Origin of the sequence: Clostridium sp. MCC344 (assembly GCF_018785365.1) — a bacterium.
Classification (GTDB): Bacteria; Bacillota; Clostridia; order Lachnospirales; family Lachnospiraceae; genus Pilosibacter.
Window position 1 is genome coordinate 326,293 of the sequence record NZ_WQPQ01000020.1, and the last position, 20,672, is coordinate 346,964.

25 protein-coding genes are annotated in these 20,672 nt (G+C 46.8%); all 25 read left to right on the forward strand.

Annotated elements, in window-relative coordinates; all coding sequences use genetic code 11:
* The first annotated feature begins 9 nt into the window (after positions 1–9).
* The 25 genes from GPK90_RS06265 to GPK90_RS06380 all read left to right on the forward strand — a co-directional run bounded on the left by GPK90_RS06265 (position 10) and on the right by GPK90_RS06380 (position 20,378).
* Positions 10–1,113 (forward strand): ABC transporter ATP-binding protein, encoded by a 1,104-nt coding sequence (locus GPK90_RS06265; RefSeq protein ID WP_118532769.1) that lies wholly within the window; start codon positions 10–12, stop codon positions 1,111–1,113.
* On the forward strand, positions 1,085–2,020 hold the full coding sequence (locus tag GPK90_RS06270; RefSeq protein WP_118532767.1) for an ABC transporter ATP-binding protein: 936 nt from the start codon (positions 1,085–1,087) through the stop codon (positions 2,018–2,020). Before GPK90_RS06265 ends, GPK90_RS06270 begins: the two co-directional genes overlap by 29 nt.
* Positions 2,017–3,498: a leucyl aminopeptidase family protein gene (locus GPK90_RS06275; RefSeq protein ID WP_118532765.1), complete on the forward strand. Its 1,482-nt coding sequence runs from the start codon at positions 2,017–2,019 to the stop codon at positions 3,496–3,498. The genes GPK90_RS06270 and GPK90_RS06275 overlap by 4 nt, the downstream gene beginning before the upstream one ends.
* A gap of 217 nt (positions 3,499–3,715) precedes the next feature.
* Positions 3,716–4,270, forward strand: a complete 555-nt coding sequence (locus GPK90_RS06280; RefSeq protein WP_182426843.1) for a Crp/Fnr family transcriptional regulator — start codon at positions 3,716–3,718, stop codon at positions 4,268–4,270.
* 279 nt (positions 4,271–4,549) lie between these two features.
* A complete protein-coding gene (locus tag GPK90_RS06285; protein ID WP_118532759.1) occupies positions 4,550–5,752 on the forward strand; it encodes an ABC transporter substrate-binding protein in 1,203 nt (400 codons plus the stop codon).
* Entirely contained in the window at positions 5,749–6,777 is a 1,029-nt protein-coding gene (locus GPK90_RS06290; RefSeq protein ID WP_118532757.1) for a FecCD family ABC transporter permease, read from the forward strand. The genes GPK90_RS06285 and GPK90_RS06290 overlap by 4 nt, the downstream gene beginning before the upstream one ends.
* Positions 6,774–7,574 (forward strand): ABC transporter ATP-binding protein, encoded by an 801-nt coding sequence (locus GPK90_RS06295; RefSeq protein WP_118532755.1) that lies wholly within the window; start codon positions 6,774–6,776, stop codon positions 7,572–7,574. Before GPK90_RS06290 ends, GPK90_RS06295 begins: the two co-directional genes overlap by 4 nt.
* A 34-nt stretch (positions 7,575–7,608) precedes the next feature.
* Positions 7,609–8,496 carry a Rossmann-like domain-containing protein gene (locus tag GPK90_RS06300; protein ID WP_118532753.1) on the forward strand — a complete coding sequence of 296 codons (888 nt, stop codon included), beginning with the start codon at positions 7,609–7,611 and terminating at the stop codon, positions 8,494–8,496.
* A 32-nt stretch (positions 8,497–8,528) separates the two neighbouring features.
* A complete protein-coding gene (locus tag GPK90_RS06305) occupies positions 8,529–9,194 on the forward strand; it encodes a cupin domain-containing protein (RefSeq protein WP_243022350.1) in 666 nt (221 codons plus the stop codon).
* A 262-nt stretch (positions 9,195–9,456) separates the two neighbouring features.
* Positions 9,457–10,335 carry a YicC/YloC family endoribonuclease gene (locus tag GPK90_RS06310; RefSeq protein ID WP_118298142.1) on the forward strand — a complete coding sequence of 293 codons (879 nt, stop codon included), beginning with the start codon at positions 9,457–9,459 and terminating at the stop codon, positions 10,333–10,335.
* Positions 10,336–10,420: 85 nt separating this feature from the next.
* Positions 10,421–11,047, forward strand: coding sequence for a guanylate kinase (gene gmk, locus GPK90_RS06315; RefSeq protein WP_118298143.1), 627 nt, complete (start codon positions 10,421–10,423; stop codon positions 11,045–11,047).
* 148 nt (positions 11,048–11,195) lie between these two features.
* Positions 11,196–11,513, forward strand: a complete 318-nt coding sequence (gene rpoZ, locus GPK90_RS06320; RefSeq protein WP_118298144.1) for a DNA-directed RNA polymerase subunit omega — start codon at positions 11,196–11,198, stop codon at positions 11,511–11,513.
* Between the two features lie 182 nt (positions 11,514–11,695).
* Complete coding sequence (rimO, locus tag GPK90_RS06325; RefSeq protein ID WP_118532749.1) at positions 11,696–13,033, forward strand: 30S ribosomal protein S12 methylthiotransferase RimO; 1,338 nt, start codon at positions 11,696–11,698, stop codon at positions 13,031–13,033.
* Positions 13,017–13,559 (forward strand): CDP-diacylglycerol--glycerol-3-phosphate 3-phosphatidyltransferase, encoded by a 543-nt coding sequence (gene pgsA, locus GPK90_RS06330; RefSeq protein WP_015554586.1) that lies wholly within the window; start codon positions 13,017–13,019, stop codon positions 13,557–13,559. The genes rimO and pgsA overlap by 17 nt, the downstream gene beginning before the upstream one ends.
* The gene (locus GPK90_RS06335) at positions 13,559–14,296 is read left to right on the forward strand and encodes a nicotinamide-nucleotide amidohydrolase family protein (protein ID WP_021904975.1); all 738 of its coding nucleotides are present in this window, start codon (positions 13,559–13,561) and stop codon (positions 14,294–14,296) included. The genes pgsA and GPK90_RS06335 overlap by 1 nt, the downstream gene beginning before the upstream one ends.
* A gap of 53 nt (positions 14,297–14,349) precedes the next feature.
* Complete coding sequence (locus GPK90_RS06340; protein WP_118532747.1) at positions 14,350–14,670, forward strand: hypothetical protein; 321 nt, start codon at positions 14,350–14,352, stop codon at positions 14,668–14,670.
* Entirely contained in the window at positions 14,667–15,833 is a 1,167-nt protein-coding gene (locus tag GPK90_RS06345; protein ID WP_118532745.1) for a hypothetical protein, read from the forward strand. Before GPK90_RS06340 ends, GPK90_RS06345 begins: the two co-directional genes overlap by 4 nt.
* Positions 15,834–15,850: 17 nt before the next feature.
* Entirely contained in the window at positions 15,851–16,252 is a 402-nt protein-coding gene (locus GPK90_RS06350) for a GerW family sporulation protein (RefSeq protein ID WP_015554583.1), read from the forward strand.
* A gap of 99 nt (positions 16,253–16,351) precedes the next feature.
* The gene (locus tag GPK90_RS19525) at positions 16,352–16,780 is read left to right on the forward strand and encodes an AAA family ATPase (RefSeq protein WP_346011213.1); all 429 of its coding nucleotides are present in this window, start codon (positions 16,352–16,354) and stop codon (positions 16,778–16,780) included.
* A complete protein-coding gene (locus tag GPK90_RS19530; RefSeq protein WP_346011214.1) occupies positions 16,777–17,268 on the forward strand; it encodes a PD-(D/E)XK nuclease domain-containing protein in 492 nt (163 codons plus the stop codon). The genes GPK90_RS19525 and GPK90_RS19530 overlap by 4 nt, the downstream gene beginning before the upstream one ends.
* A gap of 103 nt (positions 17,269–17,371) precedes the next feature.
* Complete coding sequence (locus GPK90_RS06360; protein ID WP_166462275.1) at positions 17,372–17,509, forward strand: hypothetical protein; 138 nt, start codon at positions 17,372–17,374, stop codon at positions 17,507–17,509.
* A gap of 177 nt (positions 17,510–17,686) precedes the next feature.
* Positions 17,687–18,172 carry a sigma-70 family RNA polymerase sigma factor gene (locus tag GPK90_RS06365; protein WP_346011216.1) on the forward strand — a complete coding sequence of 162 codons (486 nt, stop codon included), beginning with the start codon at positions 17,687–17,689 and terminating at the stop codon, positions 18,170–18,172.
* Between the two features lie 3 nt (positions 18,173–18,175).
* The gene (locus GPK90_RS19535) at positions 18,176–19,174 is read left to right on the forward strand and encodes a DUF4367 domain-containing protein (protein WP_147352741.1); all 999 of its coding nucleotides are present in this window, start codon (positions 18,176–18,178) and stop codon (positions 19,172–19,174) included.
* Between the two features lie 61 nt (positions 19,175–19,235).
* Entirely contained in the window at positions 19,236–19,433 is a 198-nt protein-coding gene (locus GPK90_RS06375) for a hypothetical protein (protein ID WP_118532741.1), read from the forward strand.
* Between the two features lie 807 nt (positions 19,434–20,240).
* On the forward strand, positions 20,241–20,378 hold the full coding sequence (locus GPK90_RS06380; protein WP_021904979.1) for a hypothetical protein: 138 nt from the start codon (positions 20,241–20,243) through the stop codon (positions 20,376–20,378).
* The last annotated feature ends 294 nt before the right edge of the window (positions 20,379–20,672 follow it).

Below are 20,672 nucleotides of genomic sequence, written 5' to 3' on the forward strand. Positions count from 1 at the left end.
GGAAAGGATATGTTTGATTACAAAAACGCCGAAAAGATCCTGGACGCCCAGGATGTAAGAGTTAAATTCAACCTGAGGGGAAAGACACTGACTGCGATCCGCGGCATTTCCATGGAACTCTACAAAGGAGAAAGCCTTGCGATCGTAGGAGAGTCCGGATCCGGTAAATCCGTATTTACAAAGACTTTTATGGGTCTTCTTGATCAGAATGGCTGGATCGATTCCGGCTCCATTCTGTATTCCGGCGGGACATTCCGCAATCACCCGGCAGACCTGGCCGGATATAAGACAGAAAAAGAATGGCTCGGAATCCGCGGAAAAGAGATCGCTATGGTTTTTCAGGATCCGATGACAAGCTTAAATCCGTTAAAGACGGTTGGAAAGCAGATCCAGGAAACGGTAGAACTTCACCAGGGGTTGAGAGGAAACGCTGCGAAAGAAAAGACCATCGAAATTTTAAAGGATGTCGGAATTACAATGCCGGAGAGACGATACAAACAGTATCCGCATGAATTTTCCGGCGGTATGCGCCAGAGAGTTGTCATCGCAATCGCGGTGGCGTGCAATCCGGAAGTCCTGATCTGCGATGAGCCGACAACGGCATTGGATGTAACGATCCAGGCACAGATTTTAAAACTTCTCCACGAGCTGCAGGAAAAGTACAGCCTGACTATCATCTATATTACCCATGATCTGGGTGTTGTTGCGAATGTTGCGGACCGGATCGCAGTGATGTATGCGGGAGATATCGTAGAAGTCGGCTTATGTGAAGAGATTTTCTACAATGCAAAACACCCGTATACCTGGGCGCTGCTGTCATCCCTGCCGCAGCTCGGCATTAAAGGTCAGCCGTTATATTCCATCAAGGGCACGCCGCCGAACCTCTTCAATGAGATCAAGGGAGATGCGTTTGCCCCGAGAAATCCGCATGCGTTAAAGATCGATTTTGAGATCCGGCCGCCGTATTTCGAGGTCAGTCCGACTCACAAGGCAAAAACATGGCTGCTCGACCCGAGAGCACCGAAGATCGATCCGCCGCCGCTTGTAAGGCGCATGTTCGAAAAATGGAAAGGAGGCGAGGTCCTTGAGCAGAAAGAAGCTTCTGGAAGTTAAAAATCTGGACGTAGTATTCGGCTCCGGCAAAAAGGAATTTAAAGCCATCGACAATGTCAGCTTTGACATTTATGAAGGTGAGACGTTAGGCCTTGTCGGTGAATCCGGCTCCGGAAAGACTACGATTGGCCGCGCGATTATCCGTATCAATGAGGCTGCCGGCGGAGAGATTTTGTACGACGGAGAACGAATCAGCGGAAAGATCAGTGAGGAGATGGACCGGAAAGTCATCGAAAACATTCAGATGATTTTCCAGGATCCGATGGCTTCTCTAAATGAGCGTGCGAAAGTTGATTATATTGTTTCGGAAGGTCTTTATAATCTGCATAAATTTAAAGATGAAACAGAGCGAAAGAAGATCGTCGCGGAAGCACTTTTGGAGGTAGGACTGCTTCCCGAATTTGCGAGCCGTTTCCCTCATGAGTTCTCAGGAGGACAGCGCCAGAGGATCGGGATCGCGAGAGCTTTAGTCATGGAACCGAAACTGATCATTGCGGACGAACCGATCTCTGCTCTGGATGTCTCTATCCGCGCACAGGTGTTAAACCTTTTAATGGACCTTCAGCAGAAAAAGGGCTTCACGTATCTTTTTATCGCTCATGATCTGTCGATCGTGCGGTTTATTTCTGATCGTGTAGCCGTCATCCACAAAGGAAAAATCGTAGAGCTCGCGGAAACCGAAAAACTTTACAGTCATCCGCTTCATCCGTATACGAAAGCACTGTTGTCTGCAATCCCGCAGCCCGACCCGATCACAGAGAGGACGCGCACGGTGGAAGTGTACGATCCGTCCTGTCATCATTACGAGACGGATAAGCCGGAATGGGTGGAGATGGAGACAGGGCATTATGTTCTCGCAAACAAAGAGGAACAGGAAAAATACAGAGAAAGGCTGGGTAAATCATGAAGGTATCGATAACAAAAGAAATTCAGGGTAAATATGACGCGCTGATCATTCCGTTTATGAGGGACACAGCACTCAAAACCTCTCTTTCCGGCCTTGATCCGGTCGCTTCGGATGCAATCCGGAGTGCTCTGCAGAATGAAAAATTAAAGGCTGTTTACGGAAGCCAGTATTCCATGAACCTGTTTGTCGGGGAAAAATTTTTAAAGATCGTACTTGTATATCTTGGCGGTGAGTCGAACACAAACCGGGAAAGCTTTCTTGCCATGGCAAAGGCGTTCAAGAGCTGTAAGGAATCAAAAACTCCGGTGATCGGCGTCCTTTTTGACAATGTCCCTGAACTGGGGGACCGCCCGGATCTGGCAGAAAAATTTGCGGAGCTTCCGCACCTTGTGGCATATGAGTTTCATGCATATAAGACAGCACCGATCTCCAATTGTATGGAGGAGACCGTGATCGTCTCAAAGATTGACGGGATGGAGGAGATCGCAGATGAGGCGGCATGTGTTGCGGAGAGCACAATGTTCGCGAGAGATCTGGTCAATCATCCGTCCATGTATATGACGCCGCAGAAGCTGGTTGAGACAGTAACGGGGCGGTTTGCAAAGGAAGGACTTCCGATCGAAGTGGAGGCTTTTGGCGAAGATCAGGCAAAAGAACTCGGAATGGGGGCGTTTCTTTCCGTAGCAAAAGGTGCTGCCGCAAAACCCCAGGTCCTCGTCATGCGCTATCACGGCGGCGGAGAAGAGAAACCGATCGGTCTGATCGGGAAAGGCGTCATGTTTGACAGCGGCGGATACAGCTTAAAATCCAAGATGGCTACGATGCATGATGACATGGGAGGTGCTGCCGCAGTTATTGGTGCAATCCGCGCCATTGCGGTCCGGAAACTCCCGGTGAATATCGTAGCAATCGTTGCAGCCTGCGAAAACATGGTATCCGGTGAAGCGTATGTTCCGGGAGATATCCTGTTTTCCATGAACGGAAAAACGATCGAGATGCTGAATGCGGACGCCGAAGGCCGTTTGACTTTGGTGGATGCGATCACTTACGCGATCCGAAAGGAAAATGCGGGAACGCTCATTGATATTGCAACTTTGACAGGCGCTGCGAAGGGCGCAGTCGGTGGAAGAAGTGCCGCAGTTATTGCAAATGATGATGCATTGTTTGAGAAAGTCAGACAGGCGTCGGTAAGTTCCTGCGAGAAAGTGTGGAGACTTCCGGCAGACAGGGAACTCTTTGACATTCTGCGTTCTGAAGTGGCAGATTTAAAGAGCAGTTGTCCGGGAAATACCATGGGAGGAGGAACGATCGTTGCAGCGCTTTTCATCCAGGAATTCACGGAGAACCACTCGTGGTGTCATATTGATATGGCTCCGGTCAATTGGCTTGCGGATGGAAATGCGTATTGCGTCCATGGAGGTTCCGGATATGGTGTAAGCCTGTTGTACGAAACCGTCAAGATCGCGTCACAAAAGTAATAAATAAGATCCATAAAAAAACGAACCGTCCTGTATTTGCCGGAATTTGGCAATTCAGGGCGGTTTGTTGACATTATGAATCATTTATGATAAGTTAGCTTAAACTAACATATAAAATTAAGGGGATTGCAAAATGTTGGAATATTATGAAATTCTAAAAAAATCCTACCTGTTTTCGGGAGTTGATAGGAGTGCTCTGGAGCACATATTACGATGTATGGAAGCTCACGTCTGCAGCTATGGAAAAGGAGAGATCATTTATCACTATGGGGAAAGAATCTCGTGGGGAGGGATTGTTCTGGATGGAAAAGTGGCCCTGGTGGCACCGGGAAAAGACGGGGAGGAGTCCCATATCCGGCTCGTTGGACCGTCGGAGTCTTTCGGCTGTTCCAATTCCTGCCTGGCAGAACAACCGGCGCTTATGATGGTTATGGCAAAAAAGAAAACGAAGCTCCTGTTTGTAAATCTTTCAAAACTTTTTCGCAGAGAAGCGTTGGGCTGTGCTTATGCGGGACTGGTTACCGTAAACCTTTTAAAACAGACTGCAGCAGAAAACTTGACCCAGAGTCGCAGAATCCATATCATGAGCCAGAAATCGATCCGCGACAAACTAAAGCTTATGCTGGCACAGTTTTCCACAGATGGAAAAAGTGCCGTGCTTTCGATGAATCGGCAGGAACTTGCGGATTATCTGGGGGGTAGAGCGCAGCGCACTGTCCCGCGAGATGGCGCGCATGAAAAAAGAGGGACTGATCGATTACCGGAAAAATGAGATCACGATCCTTTATCAAACAGCATAAAAAGTCCGCAGGAATGTGTGCAGATCCGATCATCGGTGCAGACATCCTGCGGACTTTTTATATTTCGGGGACGTTTGACAGGCATTTCCTGATATACCGTCGTGCGAAACGTAGGGAAGCAGCGGGCGGGAATGCAGCTGGGAATATATTCTTAAAAAAGATAGATTCCGTTGCAGATGCAACTGATTTTTGAAGCAAGTTAGTCTATACTACCCGAAGGTTAGATATAGCTAACCAAATCAAGAGGAGTTATGATGAGACATAATAAATGGACAAGTGCAGCAGTGATCCTTGCTGCATCCCTGGCAATTTCCGCATGCGGAAGCAACGCAGGAGCAAAAGAGACAACGGCAGCAGAAAACGTACAGACTCAGGCTGCAGAGACAGAGAGCAGTGCGGCAGCCGGCACGGAAGCAGCAGACACGGAACAGGCGGACGCAGAAGGGACCCATGAGGTGGTCGACCACGCAGGCAATCATGTTCAGGTCCCAAATGAGATCCAGATCCACCGCGTCGTAATCGACCAGATTCCGATCCTTTCCACGTACATGGCATATTTTGAAGGTTCCGCGCCGAATATCGTCGGCTACTGCGGATCATTCAAGGACACAATCTCCGAGACGGTACTGAAAAACATCGCCCCGGAACTTATGGAGTCATCCGAGACCGTGTATGCGCAGTCGGACTTGAATATTGAGGAGATCATGAGGCTTCAGCCGGATGTAATCCTCTACAATGCAAACAACAAAGAACACGCGAAAGTCCTGGAATCAAGCGGGATCCCGGCGGTCGCTTTCGCAACAGTAGGTTCCGACAGTCCGGCTGATCCGCTGGAGCGCTACAAACAGTGGCTTTCCCTTTTGGAAGACGTGTTCGGGGAAGACGGAAAGATGGATGCCTTTTTTGAAAAAGGGGATGCGATCGTTGCTGATGTGGAAGGACGGATCGCCAAAATCCCGGAGGATGAGCGGCCGACAGCCATGATCTTATATAAAGTCAACGACGGCGTTCCGCAGGTAGCCGGAAAAGGAATTTTCGGTGATTACTGGCTCCAGCATCTCGGCGTCAAAAACGTGGCAGAAGAGGCGCAGGGATTCGCGCAGGTAAGCTTTGAGCAGATCTATGACTGGAATCCGGAAGTCATGTTCGTGAACGGACCTGGACTCTTCAAGGTCACAGAGACGGATATTCTTGAAAATAAGATCGAAGGTGTGGATCTCTCGACGATCCAGGCTGTGAAAGACGGACGCGTCTATGACACGACACTCGGTATGTGGAACTGGTTTACACCGAATCCGGATGCCCCGCTTGTCCTCGCATGGCTGGCATGCAACACCTACCCGGAGCAGTTTGTAGATTATCCGCTCGAGGACACGATCCGCGATTACTACAAAGAGTGCTACGGATACGAGGTGACCGATGAGGAACTGGAGGAAATGATTCACTTACGATGAAAAATACGATCTGGATTCGAAACAATCATTTTACCCCGCTTGCGATGATCATGATGATCGTTCTTCCGCTTGCGACAGCGCTCATCTGCCTCTGCATCGGAAGAATGAATCTCTCGGTTGGTGATGTCGCGGATACACTGATCCGGGTGTTTCTTCGCGGAGACAGGAGCAGCCAGAATTATTCCATTGTTGTAAACCTGAGACTTCCGAGGATCCTGATGGCGGTGATCGTCGTCGCGGGTCTTACCTGTGCCGGCGACACGTTCCAGTCCCTGTTTTCCAATCCACTTGCGACTCCTGACATCTTAGGAGTCACAAGCGGGACCTGCGTGGGTGCGATCCTGGCGATCTTACTGTCGAAAGGAATTCTAGAGACACAGATCATTGCCCTGATCTTCGGTCTTGTCTCTGTCTGGGTGACGATCCGCCTCGCAGGCAATAAGGACGGACAATCGATCGTATTTCTGGTCCTGTCCGGTGTGATCATTTCTTCACTTTTCAACGCGATCGGCTCTCTTTTAAAGTACACCGCAGATCCGTCGGATAAGCTGCCGGAGATCACCTACTGGCTCATGGGAAGCTTCACGAGCGCTTCCTATCAGAAGATCATGATTGGCTCCCCGCTGATCTTTGCCGGGATCATTATGATCTATCTGCTCCGCTGGAAGTTAAACATCCTTTCGCTGAGCGAAGATGAGGCGAGAGCCAGCGGGATCGACCTGAAAAAGACCAGACTTGCATTTATCCTGGCTGCTACCGTGATCACGGCCTCCAGCGTGTCCATGTGCGGACAGGTTGGCTGGATCGGGCTTTTGATCCCGCACTGCGCAAGAATGCTCACGGGAAGCAACAACCGGTTTGTGATCCCAGTAAGCATCAGCCTCGGCGCCAGCTTCATGATCGTGATCGATACCTTATCACGGAGTATCAGTGTTATCGAACTGCCGCTTTTTGTTCTGACAGCCATCATCGGTGCACCGGTGTTCATCTCATTATTAAAGAAGAACAGGGGGACTCTCAAATGATCCTGGAAGTGAAAAACGGCTGTTTTGGATATCCGAAGCAGCCGGATCTCTTAAAAAATGCGAACCTCAGTCTGGAAGAGGGACGGATCCTTGCGATCCTCGGACCGAATGGTGTCGGAAAGACAACCATGTTGAAGTGCATGACCGGGCTTTTATCCTGGCGAAGCGGGGACAGCTTTTTATACGGGAAAAATGTCCGGGAACTCTCCTCAAAAGAGATCTGGTCCTCCCTATCCTATATTCCGCAGACCCACAGCTTTGTCTTTTCGTTTACCGGTCTTGAGATGGTAATGTTAGGGCGCAGCGCCCATCTGGGAACCTTTGAACAGCCGGGAAAGAAAGAGCTGGAGATGGCGGAGGAGATGATGGAGCGCATCGGCATTACGAGACTTGCGAAAAAAGACTGCAACCGGATGAGCGGCGGGGAACTGCAGATGGTCCTGATCGCAAGAGCGCTGATCAATGAGCCGAAGCTCATCATTCTCGATGAGCCGGAGACCGGACTTGATTTCCACAACCAGATCCTGGTTCTGGATCTGATCGGACGGCTGGCGCATGAAGAGGGGATCTGTGCGGTCATGAACACGCATTATCCGACAAATGTACTCTCGATCTCGGACGACGCTTTCATGCTGAACCGGGAGGGCAGCTATATTTACGGAAACACGGAAGAGGTATTGACAGAGCAGAATATTTCCAGATCCTTTGACGTGAATGTGGTCGTCAATCAGGCTCGATTCGGAGACCGGATCGTAAAGAGCATTATTCCGGTGTCGATTACCGGGCAGAGCGCATAAAAAGGCAGAATTTCGGAATAGAAGGAGACGAAATATGGAAGACTTAAGAGAGGTATTAAAACGCAACCGGGCATTGTATGAAAAATATCATGAAAAAATGCCGTATCTCTCGGAATTTGTCATGGGTTATCGCTGGCTCATGGCAGCAGATCAGGATGAGCGGATTTCCCTGGCCCTGCGGGTCGGCGAGGAGAAACCGGCAAGAGAGCAGGCAGCAATCTTAAAGAAATTTCTGGATCGTCCGGCCGATGAAGTTCTGGAAGAGATCATTGATGAGAATGATCCGGAAAAGAGAACCATAGCGGTAGCCCTGTCAAATCTGATGAGCAAGCCGTTTAATACAACGAAACGGCTTGTGGACCGCGGGATTCTCCGCACAGAAGGGCAGAAATTTCCTTACGATGTCGCAGGAAAGAAGGTCGGGATCATCGGATACGGCCTTTACAATAACTTTTTTCTCGGAAAATGCGCCGAATTTCACGCATTTGATTTCCGGAAGGAAAAGGATCTCCTGAGCATCCGGGTCGGAAAAGAGGAGACATTCTATCCGCAGAACATTCACTGGCATCTCGGGGAGAATGCCCTGGAACACATTGATGTGCTGGAAACACTGGATATTGTCATTATGACCGGCTGTACCATCGTGAACGACACGTACCGCGGGATTTTGAATGCATGCAGAAACGCTGAGATCCGCGGGATCTACGGACCAAGTTCCGAACTCAGCCCGGATTATCTGTTTGATCTCGGGTACAACTATATTTTCAGCGCTTCCGTCAGAAATAAAGAGGAGTATCTGAATGCAACTTTCGACGCGCTGCCGAAGGGAAATGACCTGAGTTATATGGATATCTATGAGCTTACAAAACGGCTGCCGGAGGCAGCTGGCGGTCGACAGGAGAATTTCTGCGCGCAGCCATGAAACTGCTGAATCATATGACAGGAGGTCAGGATTTGAAACCGTGTGTATTTGTGATCGCGAATGAACATATTCCGAAAGAGGCAATGACGGTGTCCACCACCGCTCACATGGGGAAGGCGGATCCCGTTCACTATTTTACGCTTGGTCCCGCCACAACGATCAGTGCGGAGACATACGACTGCCCGATCCTTTATATCGGAGCAGGCGGATCCGGGGAATTTCTCCTCGGAGAGCAGGAGAAACATGTCACAGTCCGGAAAAACGAGATCCTTTATGTGGCGCCCGGGACACTCTGCGGCTCCGCCGGAGGGGAGAACGGATTCGTGTATACAGAAATCTTATTAAATGGAGAAAAGGAGATTTCAATGAACAATTTACTGAAAGCAGCGGAGGTGTTCCGCTTAAAAGACATGATCGATTATGAGAAGGACAGCATTGCAAACATCGACCTGGTCGCGGAGAAAAATCTGAAATTCATGATCCTTTCCTTTGACGAAGGCTGCGCTCTTTCCGAACACCGCGCACCCGGAGATGCCCTCTTATTTGCACTGGAAGGCAAAGCAGTTATCGGATATGAGGGAAAACAGTATCCGATTCAGGAAGGAGAGAATTTCCGTTTTGAGAAGAACGGGCTTCACAGCGTGGCGGCAGACGGAAGATTCAAGATGGCACTGCTGCTGGTGAAGGATGCGGAATAAAGGAAAGAAAACTGTATGGAGACATACCGTGTAAAGAAAGGGGCCTGGGATTTAAAACAGAATTCCGGGTCCCTTTTACATTCATGCAGTCCTGCATTTTGTGATAGCAAACGCTTACTTTTCATGAAGGATCCAATCCGTTATATCTGGTCTGCAGTAGGAATAAACGCATATAACAGAATATTTGCACAGAAATCTGGTTGACTGTAATTTTTATTTGCCGTATAATAATGGTTATCTATGGGAAAGCGAGGCATGTCTGATGATTAAGAGCATGACCGGATTCGGCCGCCACGAGTTAGTGACGGACGAGTGTAAGATTTCAGTAGAGATAAAGGCGGTAAACCACCGGTATCTTGATCTGGGAATTAAGATGCCGAAGAAATTCAATTACTTCGAAGCATCCATGCGTACCCTCTTAAAGGATTATATCCAGAGAGGAAAAGTAGATATATTTGTGACATACGAGGATTATACCGACGCAAAGGTATTCCTCAAATATAACAAGTCTCTTGCACAGGAATATATGGACAGCTTTAAAAAGATGGCTGATGACTTTGATATCGACAATGATGTGAAAGTGTCCATGCTGGCAAGATGCCCGGAAGTCCTCACGATGGAGGAAGTTCCGGAAGATGAAGACCATATGTGGGAGCTCCTGAAAGATGCGCTCTCAAGAGCCTGTGAGGGATTCGTGGAGTCCAGGATCCGCGAGGGCGAGAATTTAAAGAACGATCTCGTAGGAAAGCTCGAATATATGCTGACACTTGTCGACTTTATCGAGGAGCGCTCCCCGAAGGTGATCGCGGAGTACCGCCAGAAGCTGGAAGACAAGGTAAAAGAACTTCTCGCGACTGCATCCGTGGACGAGTCCCGGATCGCAACGGAAGTTACGATCTTTGCAGATAAGATCTGTGTGGATGAGGAGACCGTCCGCTTAAGAAGCCACATTGAGGGAATGAAGAAGGAACTTTTAGCCGGCGGAAGTGTCGGAAGAAAGCTCGACTTTATCGCCCAGGAGATGAACCGTGAGGCAAACACGATCCTCTCAAAATCAACGGATCTCGAGATCTCCGACCGCGCGATCCTCTTAAAGACAGAGGTCGAGAAGGTAAGAGAGCAGATCCAGAACATCGAATAAAGATTGTGTTAGTACGGAATGCGGAGCAATCCGCGGTCCGCGAAACCAGCAGAATACATGATTGAGTAATCAGGAGGCATTTGTAATGCAGACAAAAGGAGTCCTCGTTGTAGTTTCCGGATTTTCCGGAGCAGGAAAAGGAACCGTGATGAAGGCGCTCTTGAATAAATATGATAATTACGCGCTTTCTGTATCGGCGACCACGAGAAATCCGAGACCGGGGGAGGAAAATGGAAGAGAGTACTTTTTCCTGACCGAATCCCAGTTCGAGGATATGATCAAAAATGACGAGCTGATCGAACATGCACGTTATGTAGATCATTATTATGGAACACCGAAAAAATATGTGGAAGAAAAGATGGCTGCAGGAAAAGACGTGATCCTTGAGATCGAGATCCAGGGAGCACTCAATATCAAGAAGAAATTCCCAGACGCGCTTCTCGTATTTATCGTACCGCCGACTGCGGAGGACCTGAAAAAACGTCTTACCGGCCGCGGAACTGAGAGCGCGGAAGTGATCGAAAAACGTCTCCGCCGTGCCGCGGAGGAGTCCGACGGAATGGATTCCTATGACTATATCGTAGTCAATGACGATATTGATACCTGCGTGGAAGATCTCCACAGCCTGATCCGCTCCAGCCACTTTAAAGAGTCCGCGAATACGGATCTTGTGGCGAGAATGAAGCAGGAGCTGCACGATATGACAAAATAAAGAATGTATCCGTAAAAATGCTACATGCAAAACCGGATACTTCAGATATTTAAAATTTATAACAAAAAACAGCAAAACTTCTCGCATCTTTACAGATGGAGAGGAAAGCTGCAACCAGGAAACTCATGATCTGAAAGGGGTATATTTTATGTTACATCCGTCTTATACAGACTTAATCGAAGCCGTAAACAGCGACGTTGAGCCGGGCGAGCAGCCGGTCGTTCAGAGCCGTTATTCCATCGTCATCGCAGCATCCAAGCGTGCGAGACAGCTGATCGCTGGTGACAAACCGCTCGTAGCAGGCGCTGCCGGAAAGAAACCGCTGTCCACCGCTGTCCAGGAGCTTTATGAGCAGAAAGTAAAGATCCTCACAGAGGACGAGGAGCCGGAGATCGAGACTGATTTCGAGGTGAAGGAGAGAACTCCGGAAGAGATCAAAAAAGAAGAAGAGTACGCGGAAGAATAAAAGCGATCCGCCCGGCCGTGTGATGCCAAGCCACGGACGGACGAACCGGAGAAATATGTTGGAAAGGGGAGGAAAACGGCTGAATCTGGCTTTAGTTTCCTCTTTTTTTCGCTGGCGGTTCCAAAAATGCCGGATACAGCTGCGGACCGCGAAGTTATACAGAGAAAGGAAAAACAAACAGAATGAATTTACTTTTCATATCACTGGGCTGTGATAAGAACCTTGTCGATACGGAAAAAATGCTGGGAATCCTCGGGAAAGAGGGCTATTCCTTCGTGGATGATGAAAATGAGGCAGATATCGTCGTTGTCAATACCTGCTGCTTTATCGGCGATGCAAAAGAAGAGAGCATCAACACGATCCTTCAGATGGCGGAGTTAAAGAAAACAGGCCGCTTAAAGGCGCTGATCGTAACCGGATGTCTCGCACAGCGCTACAAGCAGGAGATCATTGATGAGATCCCGGAGGTAGATGCGATCCTTGGAACGACTTCCTATGAGGCAGTCGGGGAGGCGATCAAAGAAGTCATGCACGGAGAAACACCGGAGGTCTTCGAGAGCATCGATGCGCCGGTGAGCAAGACTACAGACCGTCTTGTGACGACAGGCGGACATTATGCGTTCTTAAAGATCGCGGAGGGCTGTGACAAGCGCTGCACGTACTGCATCATTCCGTATCTTCGCGGAAAATACCGCAGCGTTCCGATGGAGCAGCTTGTGAAGGAAGCGGAGGAGCTTGCAGAAAAAGGCGTGAAGGAGCTGATCCTGGTAGCCCAGGAGACAACTCTTTACGGAAAAGACCTCTACGGCGAGAAGAAGCTTCCGGAGCTCTTAAGACGTCTGGCAGCTGTATCCGGTATCCAGTGGATCCGCCTCCAGTACTGCTACCCGGAGGAGATCACCGATGAGCTGATCGAGACGATCAAAACTGAAGAAAAAGTCTGTAACTATCTGGACATCCCGATCCAGCACGCAAGCGATGCCGTGTTAAAACGGATGGGCAGAAGAACCAACAACAAAGAGATCCGCGGACTGATTGCGAAACTCAGAAAAGAGATTCCGGACATCGCGCTCCGCACCACTCTGATCTCCGGATTTCCGGGTGAGACGGAGGAAGACCACGAGATCCTGATGCAGTTTGTCGATGATATGGAATTTGACCGTCTCGGCGTATTCGCATATTCCCCGGAGGAAGATACCCCGGCATTCAGCTTTGAAAATCAGGTTCCGGAGGAGGTAAAACAGGATCGCCGCGATGAGATCATGGAACTCCAGCAGGAGATCGCTTTTGAGAAGTCTGAGGCAATGAAGGGACGCACCCTTGAAGTCATGATCGAGGGCAAGGTTGCTGATGAGAACGCCTACGTCGGACGTACCTACATGGACAGCCCGAACGTGGATGGACTTATCTTTGTAAACACCGGACTTTCCCTGATGTCCGGAGATTTCCTTAAGGTACGCGTCACAGGCGCGTCCGAATATGATCTGATTGGGGAGGCAGAGAATGAATTTACCGAATAAACTGACAATATTACGAGTGATCATGATCCCGTTTTTCGTAGCTGCGCTTCTTTATGACGGCGGCGCAAACCAGAACATGCGTTATGTGGCGGCGGCGCTCTTTATCATCGCGAGCCTGACCGATATGCTGGACGGAAAGATCGCGAGAAAGTATAATCTGGTAACAAATTTTGGAAAATTTATGGATCCGTTGGCGGATAAACTGCTTGTCTGCTCCGCACTGATCTGTATGATCGAGCTTCGTGAGCTTCCGGCCTGGATGGTCATCATCATTATCAGCCGTGAGTTCATTATCAGCGGCTTCCGTCTGGTGGCATCCGACAACGGTGTTGTCATCGCGGCGAGCTACTGGGGAAAATTTAAGACCACATTCCAGATGATCGGTGTGGTTCTTCTGATCTTTAATATTCCGGCGTTGTCAACTTTGACGACGATCATTGTCTGGATCGCTCTTGCATTGACAGTAATTTCACTTGTTGACTACATTGTGAAGAACGCCGGCGTTCTTACGGAAGGAAAAATGTGATGATTCGAACAGAACAGGGTTATGCCCAGATATTTAAAATTTACGGAAAAAGCGAGACGGAAGTAAAGGAAAAGCTTCAGGACCTCTTAAAGTGCGGCGGCGCTGTCGTGATCTACACGAGACGCCGCGGAAAAGATGTCCATGTTCTCGCGGAGACACAGGCGGAGGATGAGGAGTCCGCCAAGGCGGCGTTAAAACCTGTTGCCAAGGAGATAAAAAAGGCACTGGGCGACATGTATTATTCCACGAAAGAGAATGAGACGATGGAAGAGACCGTTGTGCGCCTCCTCACAAAGTACGGACTCACGGTGACAACGGCGGAGTCCTGCACCGGCGGCATGGTGGCTGCAAAGATCATCAATGTGCCAGGTGCATCTGACGTATTTGATCAGGGTTATATCACATATTCGAACAAATCAAAGAGAAAGATCCTCGATGTCAGCAAGGCAACTTTAAAAAAATACGGGGCAGTCAGTGAGCAGACCGCAAGGGAGATGGCACTCGGCGGTGTTCTCGCGGCTGATGCGGATGCCTGCGTTGCTGTAACGGGGCTTGCTGGTCCGGACGGTGGAACAGAGGAGAAGCCGGTGGGACTCGTATACGTTTCCTGCTGCATGAAGGACGAAGTGATTGTGGAGGAATGCCACTTCAACGGTACAAGACAGGAGATCCGGGAACATGCCGCGGTCACGGCGCTGGACCTTTTGAGAAGAATGATCATCAGATCTAGACAGTAGACCGGGTCCAGGCGTGACCTGGTCATAAATATTAAGGGATGAGCAGGTGAATCATGCGCTGGTATGAAAAACTGTATGTCGGGGAACAAGCGAAAAAGCACAGATACGAAACGATCCAGGCGGTCCGAAATGGAAGACCAATGGGCTTTTATGTCCTGACTCCGGCGGCTGGGGAGCGGAACCTTTTAGATATCTATCCGGCGCTGACATTAAAGCTTCCTTACTATGAAAAGCAGGATCTTCTGATCGTAGGGATCGCTGCGGATTTTGAGGATGCGGCGGCGCTTGCGGGGCGGATCATCTGTGAGGTCTACAAAAAGACCGGCGGGTATGATGTGAACTCCTTTCTTTTCGGAAAGGGGTGCTGCGAGTGATCCATATTTTGCTGATGATCTTAAAGGTCATCGGAGTCATCCTGTTAGTGATCCTTGGACTGATCCTCGCTGCGGTATTGCTGATCCTGTTCGTCCCGGTGCGATACCGGGCGGATGTCTCCTTCGAAGGAAAACCGGACGGGGAGGCGGCAGTGAGCTGGCTTCTACATCTCGTGCGGATCCGGGTGAGTTATCACGAACACGCGGATGTATCCGGGCGGGTGCTGTGGTTTAAGCTGTTTGATGTGAGATTGTGGCCGCCGGAGGATGAGGAAGAACAAAAAACAAAATCAGAAACGGAGCCGGTTTTTGCGGAATTTGAAAAAACACCGGTACTGTCAGAAAATGATTCTGAAATCAGAAACACAGAGGTATCTGTTTTAACTGAAAACGAGCAGCAGGAAATACCTTTGGAAACAGTTGCGGAGACATCGAAAGCGGAAGAGAAAAAAACTGCCGGGGATGACAGGACGGCTGTCCCTGCGGAAGATGATGAACTTGTTGTCCATGCAACGGAGCTTATTTCAGAATCGAATGAATCTTCTTCTCCCAGCGTACTGCCGGCGGATGCTTTAAAAAACTCCTCAAAGGAAAATTTTAAGGAACCCGTTGTGAAAGAGGAGCGCGTGGAGGAGGTTAAGAACTGTTTCGGTGCGAAGATCAAAGAAAAATTGGCTCGACTTATAAAAAAAGCCAGAACTCTTTGGAATAGAATCCGGGAACTGCCCGGAAAGATCCGAAAGCTGGCTGACGGGATATCAAAGAAGAAAATTTCTCTGGAAAAGACCTGGAACAGCATCTCGATGTTCTGGCACGACGGGCAGAACCAGAAGGCGTTTCGCCTTGTCTGGAAGCGCGCAAAAAAACTTGTCCGCTACGTTCTTCCGAAAAAGGTGCAGGGACGGATTCACTTCGGTTTCGATGATCCCTACGATACGGGGCAGGTTCTTACGGTGGTCAGTCCGTTTTATGGCTTATACGCGAGAACACTGACTCTGGAGCCGGATTTCACCGGAACGGCGCTTGACGGAGAACTTCATTTTAAGGGGCGGATCGCCCTGTGGTATCCGCTCTGGACGGCAGCAAGACTGTTTATCAGTAAAGATTTCAGAAGATTACTTCGTTTCTTGAGGAAAAGAGATTCTGGGACGAAAAAAGCATAGATTTAGGAGGAATCGGTATGGCAGAAAATCAGTTTCCATCTACCGTGGACGCACTGTTTAAGGGGATGGATCATTTCATTACATCGAAAACCGTTGTGGGCGAGCCTGTGAAGGTGGATGAGAACACGACGATCATTCCGCTTGTGGACGTGACCTGCGGCATGGCAGCCGGTTCCTTTGCCCAGTCCGCAAAGACAAATGGCGGCGGCGGTATGAGCGCGAAGATGAGCCCCAGTGCCATCCTCGTGATCCAGAACGGCATGACAAAGCTCGTAAATATCAAACATCAGGATGCAGTCACCAAAGTCCTCGACATGGTCCCGGATATCGTAAACCGCTTCACCGGCGGCAATGATATTACTCCGGACGCGGCGGCAAAAGCGGAGAAGATGGCAGCTGAGATGGAGAAAGAGAAATGAACACAATTCCTCGGAGCGATCCGGGGAATTGTTGTATCTGAACGCCATTTATGATAAAATGGTTTTAACGATTTCGGGGTATGAGAGGAGGGAATAAGCGTGACACATTTAAATATCCCGGTAGGAATTTCTGATTTTGCTGAGATCCGGCAGAATGGATATTATTATGTCGATAAGACAGGCCTTATTGCCGAGGTATTAAAAGCTCAGGCAGTAAAAGTGACACTGATTACCCGTCCAAGGAGATTCGGAAAGACATTGGGGATGAGTACTCTGGAAAATTTCTTTAGTATCCGAAAAGACAGTGCGGTATTGTTTCAGGGACTGGGGATCATGAATGCTTCGGCGCTCTGTCAGAAATGGATGAATCAGTGTCCGACGATCTTCCTTTCGTTTAAAGATGTGGATGGCCTGACTTTCGATAGTGCCTACGGAATGTTGGAAGCAACGATTGCTGAATTATTTCGAAAATATACAGACCTTCTGGACAGCAAAAATGTAAATGATTATGACAAAGAAGCCTTATGATTCCGAACGCGGAGATCCGGGAGATCTTCGAGTCGACTGTCGTAAAGTGGTTTCAGGACAAAGCGAAAGGAACTGACCGAAGAACTCTGTTCCATGCAGTATGGAATGGTGACAGTGAACTTTTGACGCGTGAGATGAGCACGCTGTTGAGAATGACCATCAGCTATCATGATTATAAAGAAGATTTTTATCATGCATTCCTTGCTGGAATCTTCGCCGGTGCGGGGTATATGGTGGAATCCAACCGAGAACACGGTGAGGGACGGAGTGATGTGATCGTATGCGATTCGGAAAACGGACGGCTCGCTGTCTTTGAGGTTAAGTGTTCTGCCGCACTTGAGAAAATGGAAGAAAGCTGTGAAACGGCATTGCGCCAGATCGATGAACGCATGTATGCAAAAGAGTTTGAAGACAGCTATGATCAGGTTCTCTGCTATGGAATTTCTTTCTATAAGAAACGCTGTCTGGTAAAGAAAATTCACTCGTGAACTCGTGAAATTCATGATTACTGGAAAGATACAGAACTGTTGCGAATCATTATCTAAAAGACCGCATAATCTGTCATAGACATTCCTTTTTGGGAGAATGGGTATGAAGCGATTATGCGGTCTTATGCTGTTCTGCGTAGGTTTCGGTATGACCTGGGCGTTAGTGCTGCCGACGACATTTTTCCTTGTACTCACGGCGGCGGCGCTGATGATCGTGGGGTATAATCTGTTTTGTGGGTAAAAATATTAAGCCCGTTAGTATTAGATTCTTATTTTTGTCGACATAAAAACCAAACAAAATATTGTCCCTTGTTGAATGCACTGCACCTTATATATTAAATAAATAACAAGAAGCACAGGAGATGGATTTATACTATTCTTAGTATTATGCACCTTTTCAGAAGATGAGCAGGTTTGGATCGAACAATTATTTAATGAAAATCACACCCTTTTATATAAAGTTTCTTATCAGTTGCTTCAATCAGAAACAGACGCGGAAGACGCTGTTGCACAGGCATTTTTAAATATAATGGAACATTTTGAAAAAATCAGCCAGTTACCACGCCGCGACCAGATTCCCTATAGTGTTATTATTGCAAAGAATGCATCCTATGATATTCTTCGTAAGAAGAAAAAGATGATTCCGGTGGAAGAGTTTTATGAAACAAGGACGGATTCTGGAGTAGAAGAAGCTTTCTTTGAAAAATTCAAGAAGGAGCAGTTGGCGGTGGCATTAGAACATTTAGAAGAAAATGATCGAACACTTCTTATGTTTCGATTTGGTCGTAACATGTCATTAAAAGATATCGCAGTGCTGATGGGAATCTCGGAAGAGACAGCTAAAAAGAGGAGCCAGCGGGCAATAAAAAAACTGAAGAAAAAACTGGAAGAAATTGAGAGGTAAAAAGTGACAAGTATTTTAAGAGAAGTTTGTCGAGAAAGATTGAATCAAGAGTGGGCACAAGCTGATAAGAGTCTAGATAATTACAAAAATGTGATGTCAAAAGAAAGTAAATTGATTGACGAAGGGGAAATTAGAAAAAACATTTTGGATAAGGCAGCAAATAAAATTCTTGCACTCCCATTCCCGGAACAGGCTGTATTTCATCTTTATTATGCTTTTCACTTAGATGACTCGCAGATTAATGAAATTCTCATGATTCCGTATGCTCATGGAATGCGGATTAGTATGTTGAATTACCTTCAAAAATGGACAAGTACTCCAGAAATATTTGCATGTCCAGAAAGCATTTCTCAGATATGCACAATATCACTGACAAAGCTAATGGCTGAGATAAATACAACAGAGGATATCCAACATGTGTATTCTAGACGTTTCAGAAAACAATTACGGAAAATTCATATTACACAACAACCGACAGATCATTTATTTCGTGGAATTTTGCGGGCTGCAGCTGTTTTTCTTGCGATTTCTCTCGGATTTTCAACAGCAATGGTCACAAATGCGGAATTTCGTGGAAAAATTTTGGAATGGATCGTGGAGACATATCCGAAGTATTCTAAAATCGGGTTGGAAGGTATACAAAATAAGCATGTCATAGAGGAAGGGAATAATTTAGGTTCTTTCCAGATTAACTATATTCCAGATGGATATCAATTGGTATATCAGAGCAATCTCCCATTAATGAAAAAATTCAGATATAAAAATTCAGAAAATACCAGTATTACAATACAAGTTTCACCTGGGAATGGGTCAAATAATTATAATACGGAGAATTCAGAAATAAAGTCATGTATGATCGGAGAGAAAAATGTATTATATTGGGAAAAAGATGGAGTCCGAATGTGTGTGATTAAGGAAGGGGAATGGCTGATAAGCGTTGTCACAGAACTTCCATTTAATGAAGTATTCAAAATTGTGGAAAATATAAATTATTGTAATTGACATGTCCCTAAAGTCTCATTTGACCGTTATATAGATGAAAAAGATAAAGGAGGACGTGTTTATGAAAAGACACAACAGCAAATGTGCGGCATCTATAAAAGCACTGATTGACGTAGCTGCTAGTGATGACGTGGTTACAATGACTTTTCGTTATAAATGCAAAGAGGTGTGGGAGTCTGATCCATCTTATTCTGATGGTGGATTTTGGTTTTTGGGATATGTGACAGACTCTTCATATTTTAAATATACTATTAATTAAAACGCTTATGCTAACTGCTAATATCGCAAAATTATTTATTCCTATTGAGATCTGTTTTGCTGATATGATATTAGTTTTCTATGAAGGCTATTAAAGCAAAAATCAGTTTTTCTAAATCTAATTAAGAAGGAGATACATGCTTTTTTTATTAATAATCACACCCATTGTCCATTTCTTGCTTGCAAAAACAAAGTTCACAATAACGAGAATTATAATTGTATTGCTTCAAGAAATTATACAGACGATGATATGGAAACGGATATATGCAAATCGTACTAAATGGTTTTCGTATTTTCTAATATTATTTGGTACAATAATTCCATATATGCTATATTTAGATAAGGATATTCCTAGTGGTTATATGGCAACTATAATAATAATAGCGCTTTTTTTATGGATAGAACTTCTACAATATCAAAGAAAACTTCTGTTTTTCACTTTTGGTGTATCGATAGCATGTTTATTATTATATTATAAAGGATTTCCAACGAAAATGTGTGAAATATTTCCGTTATTAGTATACTGCATAGAAATATTTCCGTTAATGCTCCAAGCAAAAAAAGAAAAGTAAGGGAATGCCTGACAATAACTCGGATATGAGTGCAGAAACAAGAGTATATCATATATCCTTCGGATAATATAATAGGTTTTGCGATGGAAAGTCGCGAATACTGGTAAAGAATGAATAAAAAGATCGAGCTACTAATAATAGATGCTCACAGAAGTTTTATAGATACGAAAAATAAAGGCACCCTCATTTGAGAATGCCTTTATTTCGATTCCCTATCTTGTTTAGGGAGAATGGGTATGAAGCGATTATGCGGTCTTATGCTGTTCTGCGTAGGTTTCGGTATGACCTGGGCCTTGATATTGCCGACAACCTTTTTTCTTGTGATTACGGCGGCAGCGCTTATGATCGTGGGATATAATCTGTTTTGCGGGTAAAACAGGACAGATGAGTGATGCCGGATCTTCAATTCTGATTTTTCGGGCAAAGGAGTCGAAAAAACGGCACACCGCATTCTTGTTACTTTCGTGATGAGCAGGTGTGCCAAAATTTTTTATCAAGACGCAGAGCAGACGTTTGATATATAGGAATGTTTTTGATATAATGTAAACACGGAGTAACTGTTCAGTAGGTCTGCGCACTTGCTGCGCTGACCGTAAGAAAACATAGGCTGGAGGGCAAAAATCCCATCAGCGAAGCTGATTTGGAATGGATTTTTGCGTGTAACTATG